This window comes from Alistipes sp. CHKCI003 (assembly GCF_900021155.1).
Classification (GTDB): Bacteria; Bacteroidota; Bacteroidia; order Bacteroidales; family Rikenellaceae; genus Alistipes; species Alistipes excrementavium.
The window spans coordinates 74437-87852 of sequence record NZ_FCNT01000052.1 but is presented as its reverse complement, the minus strand read 5'-3'; the positions used below and the strand labels follow the sequence as shown (position 1 = coordinate 87852).

Sequence of the window (13416 nt, the reverse complement as noted above, 5' to 3'; positions counted from 1 at the left end):
GGGCAGACGCCGGATCGCCGGCGTCTGCCGTTATTCCGACGGAAAACGGACTGTAAATAGGATCCGCCCGAACTACTCGGCCTTCTGCTCGGCAGCGGGTGCCTCCTCGACGACAGTCTCGGCAACGACCGCCTCGGCGGCAGGCGCAGCCTCCGTAGCGGCTACGACCTCGGCCAAAGCAGCCTCCTCGGCGTCGATGGAAGCCTTCACGGCTTTCTTGATGCGGGGTTTGCCCTCCCTGCGGGGAGCCGCGCCCTCGGCGGTTGCGGCCTCCTGAGCCTCCTTCTCCTTTTCGAGACGGCGCTCTTCGGAGCCCTCGGCGATAGCGGCACACATCGCATTCACGACCACGGCGATCGAATTCGTGGCATCGTCGTTTGCAGGAATCACGTAATCAATGTCGGTTGGATCACAACAAGTATCGACCATTGCAAAGACGGGAATGCTCAGGCGCTTGGCCTCCTTCACGGCATTGGCCTCCTTCTGCACGTCGACGACGAACAGAGCGGCCGGCAGGCGCGTAAGGTCGGCGATGGAGCCGAGGTTCTTTTCGAGCTTGGCGCGCTGACGCTCGATCTGGAGCTTCTCGCGCTTGGAGAAATTATCGAATGTGCCGTCGTTGGTCATCTTGTCGATGGTGGCCATTTTCTTGACGGCTTTGCGTATGGTGGGGAAGTTCGTCAGCATGCCGCCGGCCCAGCGCTCCGTTACATAGGGCATTCCGACGGCAGCCACCTTTTCGGCAACTACGTCTTTCGCTTGTTTCTTGGTGGCTACGAACAGCACGCGGCGACCGCTCTTGGCGATCTGCTTGAGGGCTGCTGCGGCCTCATCGATCTTGAGCACCGTTTTGTGCAGGTCGATGATATGGATGCCGTTCTTCTCCATGAAGATGTAGGGAGCCATTTTGGGGTTCCACTTACGCTTCAGGTGCCCGAAATGGGCGCCGGCCTCCAACAATGTATTAAAATCTGTACGTGACATTTCAATTCGTTCTGTTTAATTTTAATTCTCTTTTCATCAACCGTCCAAGGTAGCGCTCCGACAGGGAGCGGTCCGGACGATTTTCCGCGGCGGGGCAACCGGCAGGTAATACGATATATGAATATATAGGCAGTCTTCCCGATTTGCGAACCCTCGCCGTGCTTGCCGAAAATCCGGTCGTGCGATTAACGCTTGCTGAACTGGAACTTGCGGCGTGCTCCGGGCTGACCGGGCTTCTTACGCTCAACCTCGCGGGGATCGCGCGTCAGGAATCCGTTCTTCTTGAGCACGGGGCGGAACTCGGCGTCGATCTCGCACAGAGCGCGTGCGATACCCAGACGAGCGGCCTCGGCCTGCCCCTTGATACCGCCGCCGTCGAGGTTGATGGCGATGTCGTAGTTCTCCAGCGTGTCGGTGGCCAGCAGCGGTTGCTTCACCTGATACTGAAGAATATCGAGGGGGAAATAAACGGCGAGATCCTTGCGGTTGATTGTAATCTGACCCTTGCCCGGCTTCACGAATACGCGAGCCACAGCGGCCTTACGACGACCTACGGTGTTTACAACTTCCATAACTCTTACTTAATCTCGTTCAACTTAATTGTCTTGGGGTTCTGCGCGGCATGCGGATGCTCCGCACCGGCATAGACCTTCAGATTCTTGAAGATAGCTTCGCCCAGACGGGTCTTGGGAAGCATACCTTTAACCGCTTTTTCGATCACGAACGCCGGTTTCTTCGCCAGATAGTCGGCGGGCGTAGCGAAACGCTGGCCTCCCGGGAAACCGGTGTGGCGCGTGTAGACCTTGTCGGTCATCTTGTTGCCCGTGAGCTTCACCTTGTCCGCGTTGACGACGATGACATAATCACCGCAATCGACGTGGGGCGTGTAGCAGGGCTTGTGCTTGCCTCGGAGGATCTTCGCGACCTGCGATGCAAGACGTCCCAATACCTCGTTCGTCGCGTCGATCACCACCCACTCTTTGGTTGTGGTCGCGGCGTTGGCCGAGATAGTCTTGTAGCTTAATGAATCCACTTTGTTTACGTTTAGTTTAACTTGTTTGTAATCCAATCCCCGCACTTTACGGGTGCGCAAAGGTACGAATTATTTCTCAGAACGCAATGCAACTCCCGAAAAAATAAACGGAAAGGATTTAAAAATATCACTTTATCATCGCGTTCGCCGCGTTCGGGAGCAACACCGCCGGGCCGGCCGCGCCCCCCCGATCCGGCGCATAACGCCCCCCCCGCACGAACGCCGCGGCCGGGTCCGTCCATGCCGGACCGGCCGGCTCGGAAAACCATTCCGGTAGCACGGCTCCCCCGCATCGTACAACCGGCCGAAACGGCCCGGTCCGAATCATCTGCGGCAGGAAACGGACGGTCCTCCGAGCTGCCGCTACCGGTTCCGCAACAGGACAAGGCGGATCCGCGGCGCATGGAATATCACCGGCATGCTGAAACGCACGGACACCGTCCGCATGACGCCCCTCGCCGAATCGCGCCTTATGCCGGGTGTCCAACGGGTGCATTTCAAGATCGTTCGCCAAAGCGCCCGCTTCAATGCGGGATGCTTGCCGCCCTTCATTTCGGACGCCGTAACCGAACCGTCGCATTCGACGACGAATCCGACGATCACTGTTTCGGACCCGGTCGCACAGGCGATCTCGGACGGATACTCCAAATGCTTCATCGGCCATTCGCGGAAGCGTCCGGCATCGCCGCCCCGAAAGGGCGGCACAATTTCATCGGAATTTACGGTCCGTGCGCAGACTGCGCTTTGCGCCCGGACCGTTTTTTCGTCCGGACATTCGGCGCCGGATACAAAACGGCAGCCGAAAGCAGCGCCCCAATCAGTGTGAGGCGAATTTTCATAGGCGCTTGGAATTTATCAAAGATAACGTTTCCCTGCACAACGGCCAAATCGCCTCGCATTTTACGCCATCGGCGGATAAAACGCAGCACCGGCACGAGAAAAGCCCTCGGGACGATCGCCTCCGGCCGTGCATCATCCGCATCGTTCCGCCGAAGCGGCGAACGCCGTGCGGTCCGCCAGTCCGAACTTCGACAGTTCCGCAGCGAACGGGCCGACCCGGCAGCTCTACAACGAACAGTCAGGTCCGGCTATGCTGCGATGAACGGACAAAACTGACGGTTCCGCAACACACGGGCCGACCCGGCAGCTTCGCGGCAAACGGCCAAGGCAGACAATCCCGCAGAGCAGGGACCGTCTACGGCATTCGGACCGAGGGGCGGAGCCGCTCCATCGCCGTCCGCCGCGACCTTCACACTCCGTTCCGTCCGGTCCGTCGGCGCGCGCACGGGCGGGCGCCCGTTCCGTCGTCCCGTCTTTCGGGATCGTATTTCTCCGAACGACGGAAGTCGTGCCCGGCGGCACCGTTTCCGCGGCATGAGCGGGCCGTCCGACCCTCGGTTCGCACCGCGCCGGACAAGCCCCATGAAAAAAAAGAGCTGTCTAACAAGTCCCGAGAATCGGAAATCACCCCTGTCGGAATTCATTCCGACAGGGGTGAAATCGTTGGAATCAGATTTGTTAGACAGTTCCACAGAGTGCGCAAGCCGCAAAGGATTTTTCCCGGCCTTATTACAGAACGCCGACTACAAATGCGCTGCGCGAAAATAATTCGACTTAAAAAAGGAGCCCGGATAACTCTTATCGCCGGACAGCCTCACGCTACGATCGTCCGCCCGGATTATCCGAGGAACGAAAGCAGAATACCCGCAGCAACGGCCGAACCGACGACACCGGCTACGTTGGGCCCCATCGCATGCATGAGCAGATAGTTGCCCGGATCTTCCTTCTGGCCTTCGATCTGCGACACACGGGCTGCCATCGGCACGGCGGAGACGCCGGCCGAGCCGATCAGCGGATTGATCTTGCTGCCCTCCTTGGAGAAGAGATTCATCAGCTTGGCGAGCAGCACGCCGCCGGCCGTACCCATGGCGAACGCGATCACACCCAACAACAGAATACCCAGCGTGCGGAAATTCAGGAACGCCTCGGCCGTCGCCGTAGCGCCGACCGTCAGTCCGAGGAAGATCACCACGATGTTCATCAGCTCGTTCTGCACCGTCTTGCTCAGACGGTCGACCACGCCGCACTCCTTCATCAGGTTGCCCAGCATGAGGCAGCCCACGAGCGGAGTTGCGCTCGGCAGCAGCAGAGCGATGATTACAGTAATCATAATCGGAAAGAGGATGCGTTCGAGCTTCGACACCGGGCGCAGCGTGCGCATGCGGATGGCACGCTCCTTCTTGGAGGTGAGCGCACGCATGATCGGCGGCTGGATCACCGGCACGAGGGCCATGTAGGAGTAGGCGGCCACGGCGATCGGACCCAGCAGCTCGGGAGCGAGCATCGACGTGAGATAGATGGCCGTAGGGCCGTCCGCACCGCCGATGATGCCGATACTGCCGGCCTCATTGGGAGTAAAACCCAGCGCGAAGGCACCGAGGAACGTAACGAAGATACCGATCTGAGCGGCGGCCCCCAGCAGGAAACTCTTGGGGTTGGCGATCAGCGGACCGAAGTCGGTCATGGCGCCGACGCCCACGAAGATCAGACAGGGATAGATGCCGAGCTTGACGCCCAGATAGAGGTAGTCGAGCAGGCCGGCATTCGCTACGAAGATGTCCCAATGCACATGTCCGCCCTCGAAGAGCGACGTGTGGTAGAGGTTCGCATCGGGCAGGTTCGTGAGCAGCATACCGAACGCGATGGTCAGCAGCAGCAGCGGCTCGAACTTATGCTTGATGGCCAGATAGAGCAGCAGGAACGCCACGCAGATCATCGCCACATTGCCCCACCCCATCGAGGCGAAGAGACCGGCGATGCCCGTCGAGCCGGCGAAATCCCGCAGGCTGTCCCAGACGAAACCGGAACCGGAATTCAGCAGTGTCCACATAGCGCTACTCGATCACGATTAAGTTATCGCCCTCCATGACCGTCGCGCCCTGCTGCACGAAGATCTGTTTCACCACGCCGGCGCGGTCCGCGTCGATGTTGTTCTCCATCTTCATAGCTTCGAGCACCACGAGCGTCTGGCCGGTCGACACCCGGTCGCCGACGGCGACCTTGATCGAAAGCACCGTACCCGGCAGCGGGCACTTGACCGCATAGCCCGACGAGGGGGCCGCAGCCGCGATGCGCGGCGAAGGAGCGGCGCCCGAAGGGGTAATCATGGCGCTGTTCGCCGTTTTGGGCGCAGGAGCCACCTGCGGCTTCGAGACGGCGGTCTTCGCCCCCTCGATCTCTACTTCATAGGGTGTGCCGTTGACGATCACGCGCGCCAGAGCCGAATTCTCGTTCACGTCGTCGATCTGCACATCGTAGTTATGTCCGTTGATTTTCAGTGAGTAATCTTTCATGTTCTTAAAATCTATTTTCTGTCAGGCATCTGGGTTAAACCGTGAATCTTCGAGTTCCACGGCGAGTAAGCGCGTTTGATGCTCATGATCGTCAGCACTTCCGACTCTCTGTCGTGCAGATCGCCGCGATACATCTTGAGCGCCGTGGCGATGGCGGCGATCTCCTCCTCGTGGAGCTGCGTCTGAGCCTTCGTGGCCGCCGAGGGGGGAGCAACGGCGTTGCGGCGGGAGACGACGTAGCCGAATCCCTGCATGATCAGCACCAGCAGCACCAACATGAAGAAGACGAGGCAAATGCTGATGAGCGCCGTCCACAGCATCTCGGACCAGCCCCAGTCCATTCCTTTTGCGATTAACATGTTCATCGTCGTACGAACTTATTACAAAGGAATATTGGAGTGTTTCTTGGGCGGATTCTGCAAGCGCTTGGTCGCCAATGACTGCAACGCGCGGATGATGCGGAAGCGCGTGTTGCGCGGCTCGATCACATCGTCGATATAACCGTAGCGGGCCGCATTGTAGGGATTGGAGAACTTGTCGTTGTACTCCTGCTCCTTCTCGGCCACGAACTTGGCCTTCGCCTCGGGATCGGTGAAAGCGGCGAGCTCCTTGGCCTGCAACACTTCGACGGCGCCGCTGGCGCCCATCACGGCGATCTCGGCCGTCGGCCATGCGTAGTTGATGTCGCCGCGGATGTGCTTCGAGGACATCACGATGTAGGCGCCGCCGTAGGCTTTGCGCAGCGTAACGGTTACTTTCGGCACCGTCGCCTCGCAGTAGGCGAAGAGCAGCTTAGCGCCGTGGGTGATCACGCCGCCGTACTCCTGCGTCGTCCCCGGAAGGAAGCCCGGCACGTCGACGAGCGTTACGAGCGGAATGTTGAACGCATCGCAGAAACGCACGAAGCGCGCCGCCTTGCGGCTCGCATTGATATCCAGCACGCCGGCCATGAACTTGGGCTGGTTGGCGATGATGCCGACCGACTGGCCGTTGAAACGGGCGAAGCACGTGATGATGTTCTTGGCGTAACCTGCGGCCGACTCCAGATACTCGCCGTTGTCCACGATGGCACGGATGACCTCGGCCATGTCGTAGGGTTTGTTGGCGTTGTCGGGAATGATCTCGTTGAGCGAATCCTCCAGACGGGTGATCGAGTCGGTGCAGACCGCGAGCGGAGCATCCTCCATATTGTTCTGCGGCATGTAGGAGAGGAGCTTGCGGATCAACTCGATGCCCTCGTCCTCCGTATCGACGGCGAACTGCGCCACGCCCGACTTGGTGGTGTGCATCATCGCCCCGCCGAGCTGCTCCTGCGTAACGTCCTCGCCCGTAACGGTCTTCACGACTTTCGGCCCCGTGAGGAACATATTGGAGGTCTCCTTCTTCATGATGATGAAGTCCGTCAGCGCCGGAGAGTAGACGGCGCCGCCGGCGCAGGGACCGAAGATGGCCGAGATCTGCGGAATGACGCCCGAGGCCATCACGTTGCGCTGGAAGATGTTGGCATAGCCCGCCAGCGCGTTCACGCCCTCCTGAATACGGGCGCCGCCCGAGTCGTTTATGCCGATGCAGGGCGCGCCGTTGCGCATGGCCATGTCCATCACCTTGCAGATCTTGTCGGACATCGAGAGCGACAGCGAACCCGCCGTTACGGTGAAGTCCTGCGCGAAGACATAGACCAGACGGCCCCCGACCGTACCGTAACCGGTTACCACGCCGTCGCCGAAGGTGTGTTTCTTCTCCATGCCGAAATCGTAGCAGCGATGGGTTACGAACATGTCGAACTCTTCGAAACTGCCCTCGTCGAGGAGCATCTGAATGCGCTCGCGAGCCGTGTATTTGCCTTTCTCGTGCTGCTTGTCGATCGCCTTCTGACCGCCGCCCATGCGCGCGGTCTCGCGGTTCTCGATCAGCTTGTTGATCTTGCTTTGAATTTCGCTCATAACTGTCTCGTTTGGATTATTTGTTCTTGTTCTCGCACAGCTCGGTGAGGATGCCCTGCGTCGACTTGGGGTGCAGGAAAGCGATCGTCATGCCCTCGGCGCCCTTGCGCGGGGTCTTGTCGATCAGACGGATGCCGTGCGCCTCGGCGTCGGCGAGCTGCTCCTCGATGTTCTCGCAGGCCAGAGCCATGTGGTGGATGCCGATGCCGCGGTTTTCGATGAACTTGGCGATGGTCGACTCCTCCGAAGTGGGTTCGAGCAGTTCGATTTTGGTCTGGCCCAGCATGAAGAACGCCGTGCGGACCTTCTGGTCGGGCACTTCCTCGATCGCATAACATTTCAGACCGATCACGTTTTCCCAATAGGGGATTGCCTCATCAAGGCTCTTCACTGCAATGCCAAGATGCTCGATGTGAGATACTTTCATGGTTGAAAAAATTAAGATTAGTATGTATTCGTTTCGTACGTTTTCTTTTGCGCACACAAAGATAGAAATCTATTTCGGAAATAAAAACAGATTTCACACATATTTTTTCAACCGTTTTCAGACCTATTCCGGCCGTTCCGGACAAGCCTGCAACGAGCCGTAAATCTCGGACAGACGCCGGGCCACGGCCCGCTCGGAGAAGATTTCGGAGCGGACCCGTCCGCGCCCGGCGAGACACGCGCGGAACTCCTTGTCGCACAGCACGCTCCGCAGAGCGCCGCAGAGCGCGGCTTCGTCGCCGGAGGCCGCATACACGGCCGCATCGGCCGCCGTCTCGCGGTGGAGCGGCGTATCGCTCAACACCGCAGGCACGCCCGAACGCATCGCCTCGACGAGCGGCCGCAGCGAAGTCCCGACCTCGGGATCGGACATCGAGACATAAGCCTCGGCCATCCGCATCAGGGCCGGCAGATCGGCCGGCGCGGATTCGTAGACGAACTCGATCCGCCCGGCGCCGCCCGTGGCGCGGGCATATTCCGACAGGAAATCGGAATAACCCGTCCGCCGGCCGCACACGACCAGCGCGCAGCCGGCGTCCGAGTCGCGCACCGCATCGAAGATTTCGACGAGACGGAGCCTCACCTCGGGCACGCCGACGGCGAGCACGTAGCGTCCGGGCAGCCCGTACTTGCGGCGCACGGCCTCGCACTCGGCCTCGCCGGCCGGCGCCGCCGGCGGATGCACTCCCAGCGGCAGCAGCACCTCGATCTTCCGCGGGTCGATGCCGAGCCTCTCGGCGAGTTCCTCCTTGGCCCCGCGGCTCAGGGCGATCACGCACGCCGCCGAACGGCACGAACGTCTGTAAAGCCTGAGGCGGACCATCCGGTCGAAGAACGTGTACATCCGCGGGTAGCGCAGGAAATTGAGGTCGCGGACCGTAACCACCCGGCGCGCGCCCCGCAGACGCACTCCCTGTGCGAGCGGAGAGGCGGAGCTGTGGTAGACATCCGCCTCGTCGTCCGGCTCTCCTCCAACGACATATTCATGTTCCGGAGCATATTCGGAGAGAATTTCGACGAGTCGTCCGCAGTAGGTTCCGGGGAGGGCCTCCGGAACGGAATCGAAGCCTATTTTCATAACAAAAAGCAGAAGTTGTTCGTCATTGTGGCAAATATTTCGTATCTTCGCTGAAAATAAGTCGTACCATGAAAAACGTACTCCTTATCTTTCTCTTCGTGCTCTCGGGAGCGTGCGGCGCACAGGCGCAGCGCATCGCGCTGGGCGAGCGCGTACCCGAGCTGAAAATCTCGGGCTGGCTCGAAGGCCGCCAGCCCGAAGCGGCACCGCTGACCTACATCGAATTCTACCACTCGTCGAACAAGGAGGGCATCCGTTCGCTCGACCGGCTGAAAGCCGCAGCCGACGAACTCGGCGGACGACTGCGGATCGTGGTCGTCGCACAAGAGAGCGAAGAGAAGGTCGCAGCCATCCTGCGCCCCTACGTTTCGCAGCGGATCGGAGTGGGATTCGACGCTTCGGGCAGAAGCTTCGCGAACTTCGGTGTCGCCTACCTGCCGTTCGGCGTGCTGACCGATGCCAAAAACCGTGCCTTATGGATGGGAAACTCCCTGCAACTGACCCCTGCTTTTATCGAAAAAATCGCTGAATAACCATGTCTTTCACCAAAATCGACCACTACGAAAAAGAGTATATCGACGCCCATCACGACAGCGCGCTCAACGTAACCGAAGGCGTCGCCGACCAACCCATCGTCAATCCTCACTTCCGCAGACCGAAAAGACGCCGTCTCTCCACCGAGGAGTATGTCGCCGGCATCCTCCGGGGCGACATCACCGTTCTCTCGCAGGCCATCACGCTCGTCGAGAGCAGCAATCCCGACCACTATCAACAGGCGCAGGAGATCATCGAACGCTGTCTGCCCCATGCGGGCCGATCGGTCCGCATCGGCATCACGGGCGTCCCGGGCGCGGGCAAATCGACCTTCATCGAAGCCGTCGGCAACATGGTTACGTCGCTGCGGCACAAGCTCGCCGTGCTGGCCATCGACCCCTCGTCGGAGCGGAGCGGCGGCTCGATCCTCGGCGACAAGACCCGCATGGAGAGCATCTCGTCCAATCCCGATGTCTTCATCCGCCCCTCGCCTTCGGCGGGCTCGCTGGGCGGCGTCGCCCGCAAGACGCGCGAAACAATCGTGCTGTGCGAAGCGGCCGGATTCGACGTGATCTTCATCGAGACCGTGGGCGTCGGACAGTCCGAGACGGCCGTGCACTCGATGGTGGACATGTTCATGCTGCTGCAAATCTCCGGCGCGGGCGACGAACTGCAAGGCATCAAACGCGGCATCATGGAGATGGCCGACATCATGGTCATCACCAAGGCCGACGGCGAGAACATCCACAAGGCCGAACTGGCCAAGACCCAGTTCCAAGGAGCCTTGCGGCTCTTTCCCATGCCCGAATCGGGATGGCGGCCCAAGGTCTACACCTGCTCGGCGGTCGCCCGGACCGGTCTGGAAGAGGTCTGGAAAGGCGTCGAGGAGTTTCTCGCGCACACCGAATCCAACGGCTATTTCCAGCACAACCGCAACCGGCAGAACAAATATTGGATGTACGAGAGCATCAACGAAGCGCTGCGCAACAGTTTCTACCACGATCCCCAAGTCGAGAAACGGATCGGCGATTACGAACAGCGCGTGCTCGACGCCCGTCTCAGTTCGTTCATCGCGGCCAAAGAGCTGCTGGACCTCTATTTCGAAGATAAATCCGCTAAACGATAGAACACCCGACCCATGAAAAGCACTTTCTATCTTCCCATCGCGGCGCTGGCATGCGCCGTACTCACAGGATGCTCCGTCAAGGAGAGCACCATCAGCCAGCCGGAACCCGTGTCCGAGCTGATCAGCCAGATCCGAACGGAGCAACGCTCGGGCGATGTCGCCATCACGACCTTTTTCTACGACGAACAGCAACGTGTGAAACAGCAGATCACGACCCTCGTCGACACGGATACGCAGGTGAGCAGTTCCGTCCGGGAATTCGTCTACGGCAACGGACGGATCGACATCGGCACGGACAACGGCGAACCGCTCACGCTCCTGCTCGACGAAGAGGGCTATGCGCGGGAACTCGTCTCCGGCGACCGGACACTGGCCTCCTATCATTACAACGCCAACGGCTACTACTACGAACCGGAGCAGACCGAAGGCCGGTGGAGCGATTACCAATACCTGCTCGCCGGCGACCGCTGCAATCTGGCCATGATAAAAAAATACGGACCGGGCCAAAGCTCCGTCGTTCCGAAACTGCTTTCGACGACGATTTTCGAGTACGGCGACCTCGCTAACGACGCCAACCTCAACCTCTCCTATCTGATCGCGCAGGAGTCGCACGGCGACAATACCTTCCCGATGCTCTACGGCTGGGGCGGCAAACGGGACTCCGATCTGCCGAAGATGCGCAGGACGGAGGATTCCGCACAGGAAGTCGAATACCGCTACACCTACGAGACGGACGACGCGGACCGCATCACCCGCATCACCGAGAAAGACGACACCGGAGCGACGATCAACACCTACACGATCTCCTACAAATAGCGGCCGCCGGGCGCAAAACCTCCTCCGCTCGCGCAGAGCGCTTGTCCGCACAAGGCGGAGACGGCGGTTGTCCGGCGTGCCCCGAATCCGGGAATGGGAATGTCGGGCAAGTTTTTCCGCTTCTCCGAGAACCGCATATTCCGGAATCGGGTCCGGACAGGAATGCTTCGAAAGAGGGTGTCTGCGACTTGTCGGACACCCTCGGATCGTCAGAACGGAGCTGTCAGCCCGTTCGCGCCCCACATCCCCGCCGGACAGAGGGCGTAGATCCGCCGGCGGCACCGGACCGAACGGAGGATCCGTGTCTCCTAAAACACCCGGTAAAACCAAAGCGAGCCGGATTCGAGAGGATTCGCGATCGGGCCCCGGCCGCAGGACAGGCCGTTGTCCCGGGGGAGGGGCGGCCCGCCACGCCTCTCTTTGCGACCGACTGCCGGCCTCGGCCGGACCTGCTGCGGAGGAACGGAACCCGAACCTTCCGGAATCGCACCGAACGATGCCGAGACCGCTCCGCAATCGCTCCGAAACGCGGGAAACGCCCCGCCCCGGCGCAGAGCGGCTGCCGAAGATTTCGCACGACGCGACATCGCGGAAAAGAGACCGGAGATCAACGTTCGCCGTACTCCGCGACGAGCCGCGCAGCCAGCTCCGGCATTCCGACTGCGGCCCGTGCACGAATGTGGGTCAGCGGATTGCGGATCATCGTCGTATCGGGCGACCCGGGATCCACGAGGTAAACCGGCACCTCGGGACGCACGCAGCGCACGAGCGCCGCCGCCGGATAGACCGCCAGCGAAGTGCCCACCACGACGAGCACGTCGGCCGTCGAGGCGATCCGCGCCGCCGCATCGAACATCGGTACCGCCTCGCCGAAAAAGACGATATGCGGCCGCAGCAGCGCGCCGTCGGGAGCCGTGGCGTCGAGCCGCTGCTCCCACCCTTCGATCGGCACGACGAGCTCCGGATCGCGCGACGAGCGGAGTTTCGCGAGTTCTCCGTGCAGATGCGTAACGCGGGACGATCCGGCCCGTTCGTGCAGATCGTCCACATTCTGCGTCAGCACCTCCACGTCGAACCGTTTTTCGAGCCCGGCGATGGCGCGGTGGCCCGCATTCGGCTCCTTTTCGAGCATTTCGCGGCGGCGCATGTTGTAAAATTCCACCACCTTGCGGCGGTCGCGCGCCAACGCTTCGGGCGTGCAGACCTCCTCGATCCGGTAGTTGGCCCACAGGCCGTCCGCATCGCGGAACGTGGCCAGACCGCTGTCGGCGCTCATGCCCGCCCCGGTGAAAACTACGATTCTTTTCATATCCCGACTATTTCTCAAGAGAGTGATTCCAAATCACGGGGCAGAAGAACGACGCCACGAGTACGATCTTGAACACAGGCCCCGTAACGGCTGCGATCCAGTCGCCCCGCCCCCACAGCCAGTAACCGATCGCCGGCCAGCAGACCCAGCCGACGAACAGAAGAGCCAGCGCGCCGAGGAGCAGACAGGCGGCCCATCGTCCGGCAAAGCGTCCGCCGCCGTCGCTGTCTTCACCCTCTTCGCCGTCCTCTTCGCCGTCCTCGCCGATACCGAGCCTGCGGCAAACCACGCTCCAGATTCCGATCGCATAACAAAAAGCACTCCAGAGACAGTAGACGAACGCCTTGCCCATCGCCGTCGGCACCGAAAAACCGGCCGCATACCGGTTCAGCAGGAACATCACGACGAACGCCGCCGCCCCGACCGGCACCAGACCGAGCCACAGCCGGTTGAAAACGAGCTCGCGCCAGAACCGCGCAGTGAACAGGGCCATCCAGCCCGCACCGCGCAGCACTCCCATATCATATTTCCCCAGCCGGATCTTCCGGCCCGGAGTTTTGTCTTGCGGTTTCATTCGTATTTTCCGTTACTTTCTTCATTCTTCCGCTGCGGCGCAGGGCGTCGGCTATGAGCCATTGCAGCTGACCGTTGATGCTGCGGAACTCGTCGGCGGCCCACGCTTCGAGCGCCTCCATCGTCGCGGCATCCACACGGAGCACGAAACTCTTCGTCCGGTCCCGTTTCGCCATGACCG

General features: G+C 60.7%; 15 protein-coding genes. 3 read left to right on the top strand and 12 right to left on the bottom strand.

Features of this window, described 5'->3' with window-relative positions; translation table 11 throughout:
- Positions 1-72: 72 nt before the first annotated feature.
- The 9 genes from rpsB to BN3659_RS06700 form a co-directional block, all read right to left on the bottom strand.
- The gene (gene rpsB / locus BN3659_RS06750) at positions 73-984 is read right to left on the bottom strand and encodes a 30S ribosomal protein S2 (protein WP_091535552.1); all 912 of its coding nucleotides are present in this window, start codon (positions 982-984) and stop codon (positions 73-75) included.
- Positions 985-1169: 185 nt separating this feature from the next.
- Positions 1170-1556, bottom strand: coding sequence for a 30S ribosomal protein S9 (rpsI, locus tag BN3659_RS06745; protein ID WP_091535551.1), 387 nt, complete (start codon positions 1554-1556; stop codon positions 1170-1172).
- A gap of 5 nt (positions 1557-1561) precedes the next feature.
- The gene (gene rplM / locus BN3659_RS06740; protein ID WP_091535550.1) at positions 1562-2017 is read right to left on the bottom strand and encodes a 50S ribosomal protein L13; all 456 of its coding nucleotides are present in this window, start codon (positions 2015-2017) and stop codon (positions 1562-1564) included.
- Between the two features lie 1678 nt (positions 2018-3695).
- Positions 3696-4907 (bottom strand): sodium ion-translocating decarboxylase subunit beta, encoded by a 1212-nt coding sequence (locus tag BN3659_RS06725; RefSeq protein WP_091535538.1) that lies wholly within the window; start codon positions 4905-4907, stop codon positions 3696-3698.
- A 4-nt stretch (positions 4908-4911) separates the two neighbouring features.
- A complete protein-coding gene (locus tag BN3659_RS06720) occupies positions 4912-5370 on the bottom strand; it encodes a biotin/lipoyl-containing protein (RefSeq protein WP_091535537.1) in 459 nt (152 codons plus the stop codon).
- An 11-nt stretch (positions 5371-5381) separates the two neighbouring features.
- A complete protein-coding gene (locus BN3659_RS06715) occupies positions 5382-5735 on the bottom strand; it encodes an OadG family protein (protein ID WP_224757855.1) in 354 nt (117 codons plus the stop codon).
- A gap of 15 nt (positions 5736-5750) precedes the next feature.
- Complete coding sequence (locus BN3659_RS06710; RefSeq protein ID WP_091535535.1) at positions 5751-7313, bottom strand: acyl-CoA carboxylase subunit beta; 1563 nt, start codon at positions 7311-7313, stop codon at positions 5751-5753.
- A gap of 16 nt (positions 7314-7329) precedes the next feature.
- Positions 7330-7740 carry a methylmalonyl-CoA epimerase gene (gene mce / locus BN3659_RS06705; RefSeq protein ID WP_087362394.1) on the bottom strand — a complete coding sequence of 137 codons (411 nt, stop codon included), beginning with the start codon at positions 7738-7740 and terminating at the stop codon, positions 7330-7332.
- Positions 7741-7863: 123 nt separating this feature from the next.
- Positions 7864-8877: a glycosyltransferase family 4 protein gene (locus BN3659_RS06700; RefSeq protein WP_091535533.1), complete on the bottom strand. Its 1014-nt coding sequence runs from the start codon at positions 8875-8877 to the stop codon at positions 7864-7866.
- A gap of 68 nt (positions 8878-8945) precedes the next feature.
- Between BN3659_RS06700 and BN3659_RS06695 the strand changes: the two genes are divergently transcribed.
- From BN3659_RS06695 to BN3659_RS06685, 3 genes are read left to right on the top strand one after another with little or no spacing between them, the layout of a single operon-like run.
- The gene (locus BN3659_RS06695) at positions 8946-9410 is read left to right on the top strand and encodes a hypothetical protein (RefSeq protein ID WP_091535531.1); all 465 of its coding nucleotides are present in this window, start codon (positions 8946-8948) and stop codon (positions 9408-9410) included.
- A 2-nt stretch (positions 9411-9412) separates the two neighbouring features.
- Entirely contained in the window at positions 9413-10537 is a 1125-nt protein-coding gene (meaB, locus tag BN3659_RS06690; RefSeq protein WP_091535530.1) for a methylmalonyl Co-A mutase-associated GTPase MeaB, read from the top strand.
- Between the two features lie 12 nt (positions 10538-10549).
- The gene (locus tag BN3659_RS06685; RefSeq protein ID WP_091535529.1) at positions 10550-11353 is read left to right on the top strand and encodes a hypothetical protein; all 804 of its coding nucleotides are present in this window, start codon (positions 10550-10552) and stop codon (positions 11351-11353) included.
- A 607-nt stretch (positions 11354-11960) separates the two neighbouring features.
- Here the strand turns inward: BN3659_RS06685 and BN3659_RS06680 are convergent.
- From BN3659_RS06680 to BN3659_RS06670, 3 genes are read right to left on the bottom strand one after another with little or no spacing between them, the layout of a single operon-like run.
- Positions 11961-12662 (bottom strand): SIR2 family NAD-dependent protein deacylase, encoded by a 702-nt coding sequence (locus BN3659_RS06680; protein ID WP_091535528.1) that lies wholly within the window; start codon positions 12660-12662, stop codon positions 11961-11963.
- 7 nt (positions 12663-12669) lie between these two features.
- Positions 12670-13236 (bottom strand): hypothetical protein, encoded by a 567-nt coding sequence (locus tag BN3659_RS06675; RefSeq protein WP_141682524.1) that lies wholly within the window; start codon positions 13234-13236, stop codon positions 12670-12672.
- The gene (locus BN3659_RS06670) at positions 13184-13411 is read right to left on the bottom strand and encodes a type II toxin-antitoxin system antitoxin (protein ID WP_091535526.1); all 228 of its coding nucleotides are present in this window, start codon (positions 13409-13411) and stop codon (positions 13184-13186) included. Before BN3659_RS06670 ends, BN3659_RS06675 begins: the two co-directional genes overlap by 53 nt.
- Positions 13412-13416 lie beyond the last annotated feature (5 nt).

What these genes read in the sequence shown, in the direction of transcription:
- rpsB (WP_091535552.1), bottom strand. Translation starts at nt 984, where the DNA reads ATGTCACGTACAGATTTTAATACATTGTTGGAGGCCGGCGCCCATTTC.
- rpsI (WP_091535551.1), bottom strand. Translation starts at nt 1,556, where the DNA reads ATGGAAGTTGTAAACACCGTAGGTCGTCGTAAGGCCGCTGTGGCTCGC.
- BN3659_RS06725 (WP_091535538.1), bottom strand. Translation starts at nt 4,907, where the DNA reads ATGTGGACACTGCTGAATTCCGGTTCCGGTTTCGTCTGGGACAGCCTG.
- BN3659_RS06720 (WP_091535537.1), bottom strand. Translation starts at nt 5,370, where the DNA reads ATGAAAGATTACTCACTGAAAATCAACGGACATAACTACGATGTGCAG.
- BN3659_RS06715 (WP_224757855.1), bottom strand. Translation starts at nt 5,735, where the DNA reads ATGAACATGTTAATCGCAAAAGGAATGGACTGGGGCTGGTCCGAGATG.
- BN3659_RS06710 (WP_091535535.1), bottom strand. Translation starts at nt 7,313, where the DNA reads ATGAGCGAAATTCAAAGCAAGATCAACAAGCTGATCGAGAACCGCGAG.
- mce (WP_087362394.1), bottom strand. Translation starts at nt 7,740, where the DNA reads ATGAAAGTATCTCACATCGAGCATCTTGGCATTGCAGTGAAGAGCCTT.
- BN3659_RS06700 (WP_091535533.1), bottom strand. Translation starts at nt 8,877, where the DNA reads ATGAAAATAGGCTTCGATTCCGTTCCGGAGGCCCTCCCCGGAACCTAC.
- BN3659_RS06695 (WP_091535531.1), top strand. Translation starts at nt 8,946, where the DNA reads ATGAAAAACGTACTCCTTATCTTTCTCTTCGTGCTCTCGGGAGCGTGC.
- meaB (WP_091535530.1), top strand. Translation starts at nt 9,413, where the DNA reads ATGTCTTTCACCAAAATCGACCACTACGAAAAAGAGTATATCGACGCC.
- BN3659_RS06685 (WP_091535529.1), top strand. Translation starts at nt 10,550, where the DNA reads ATGAAAAGCACTTTCTATCTTCCCATCGCGGCGCTGGCATGCGCCGTA.
- BN3659_RS06680 (WP_091535528.1), bottom strand. Translation starts at nt 12,662, where the DNA reads ATGAAAAGAATCGTAGTTTTCACCGGGGCGGGCATGAGCGCCGACAGC.
- BN3659_RS06675 (WP_141682524.1), bottom strand. Translation starts at nt 13,236, where the DNA reads ATGAAACCGCAAGACAAAACTCCGGGCCGGAAGATCCGGCTGGGGAAA.
- BN3659_RS06670 (WP_091535526.1), bottom strand. Translation starts at nt 13,411, where the DNA reads ATGGCGAAACGGGACCGGACGAAGAGTTTCGTGCTCCGTGTGGATGCC.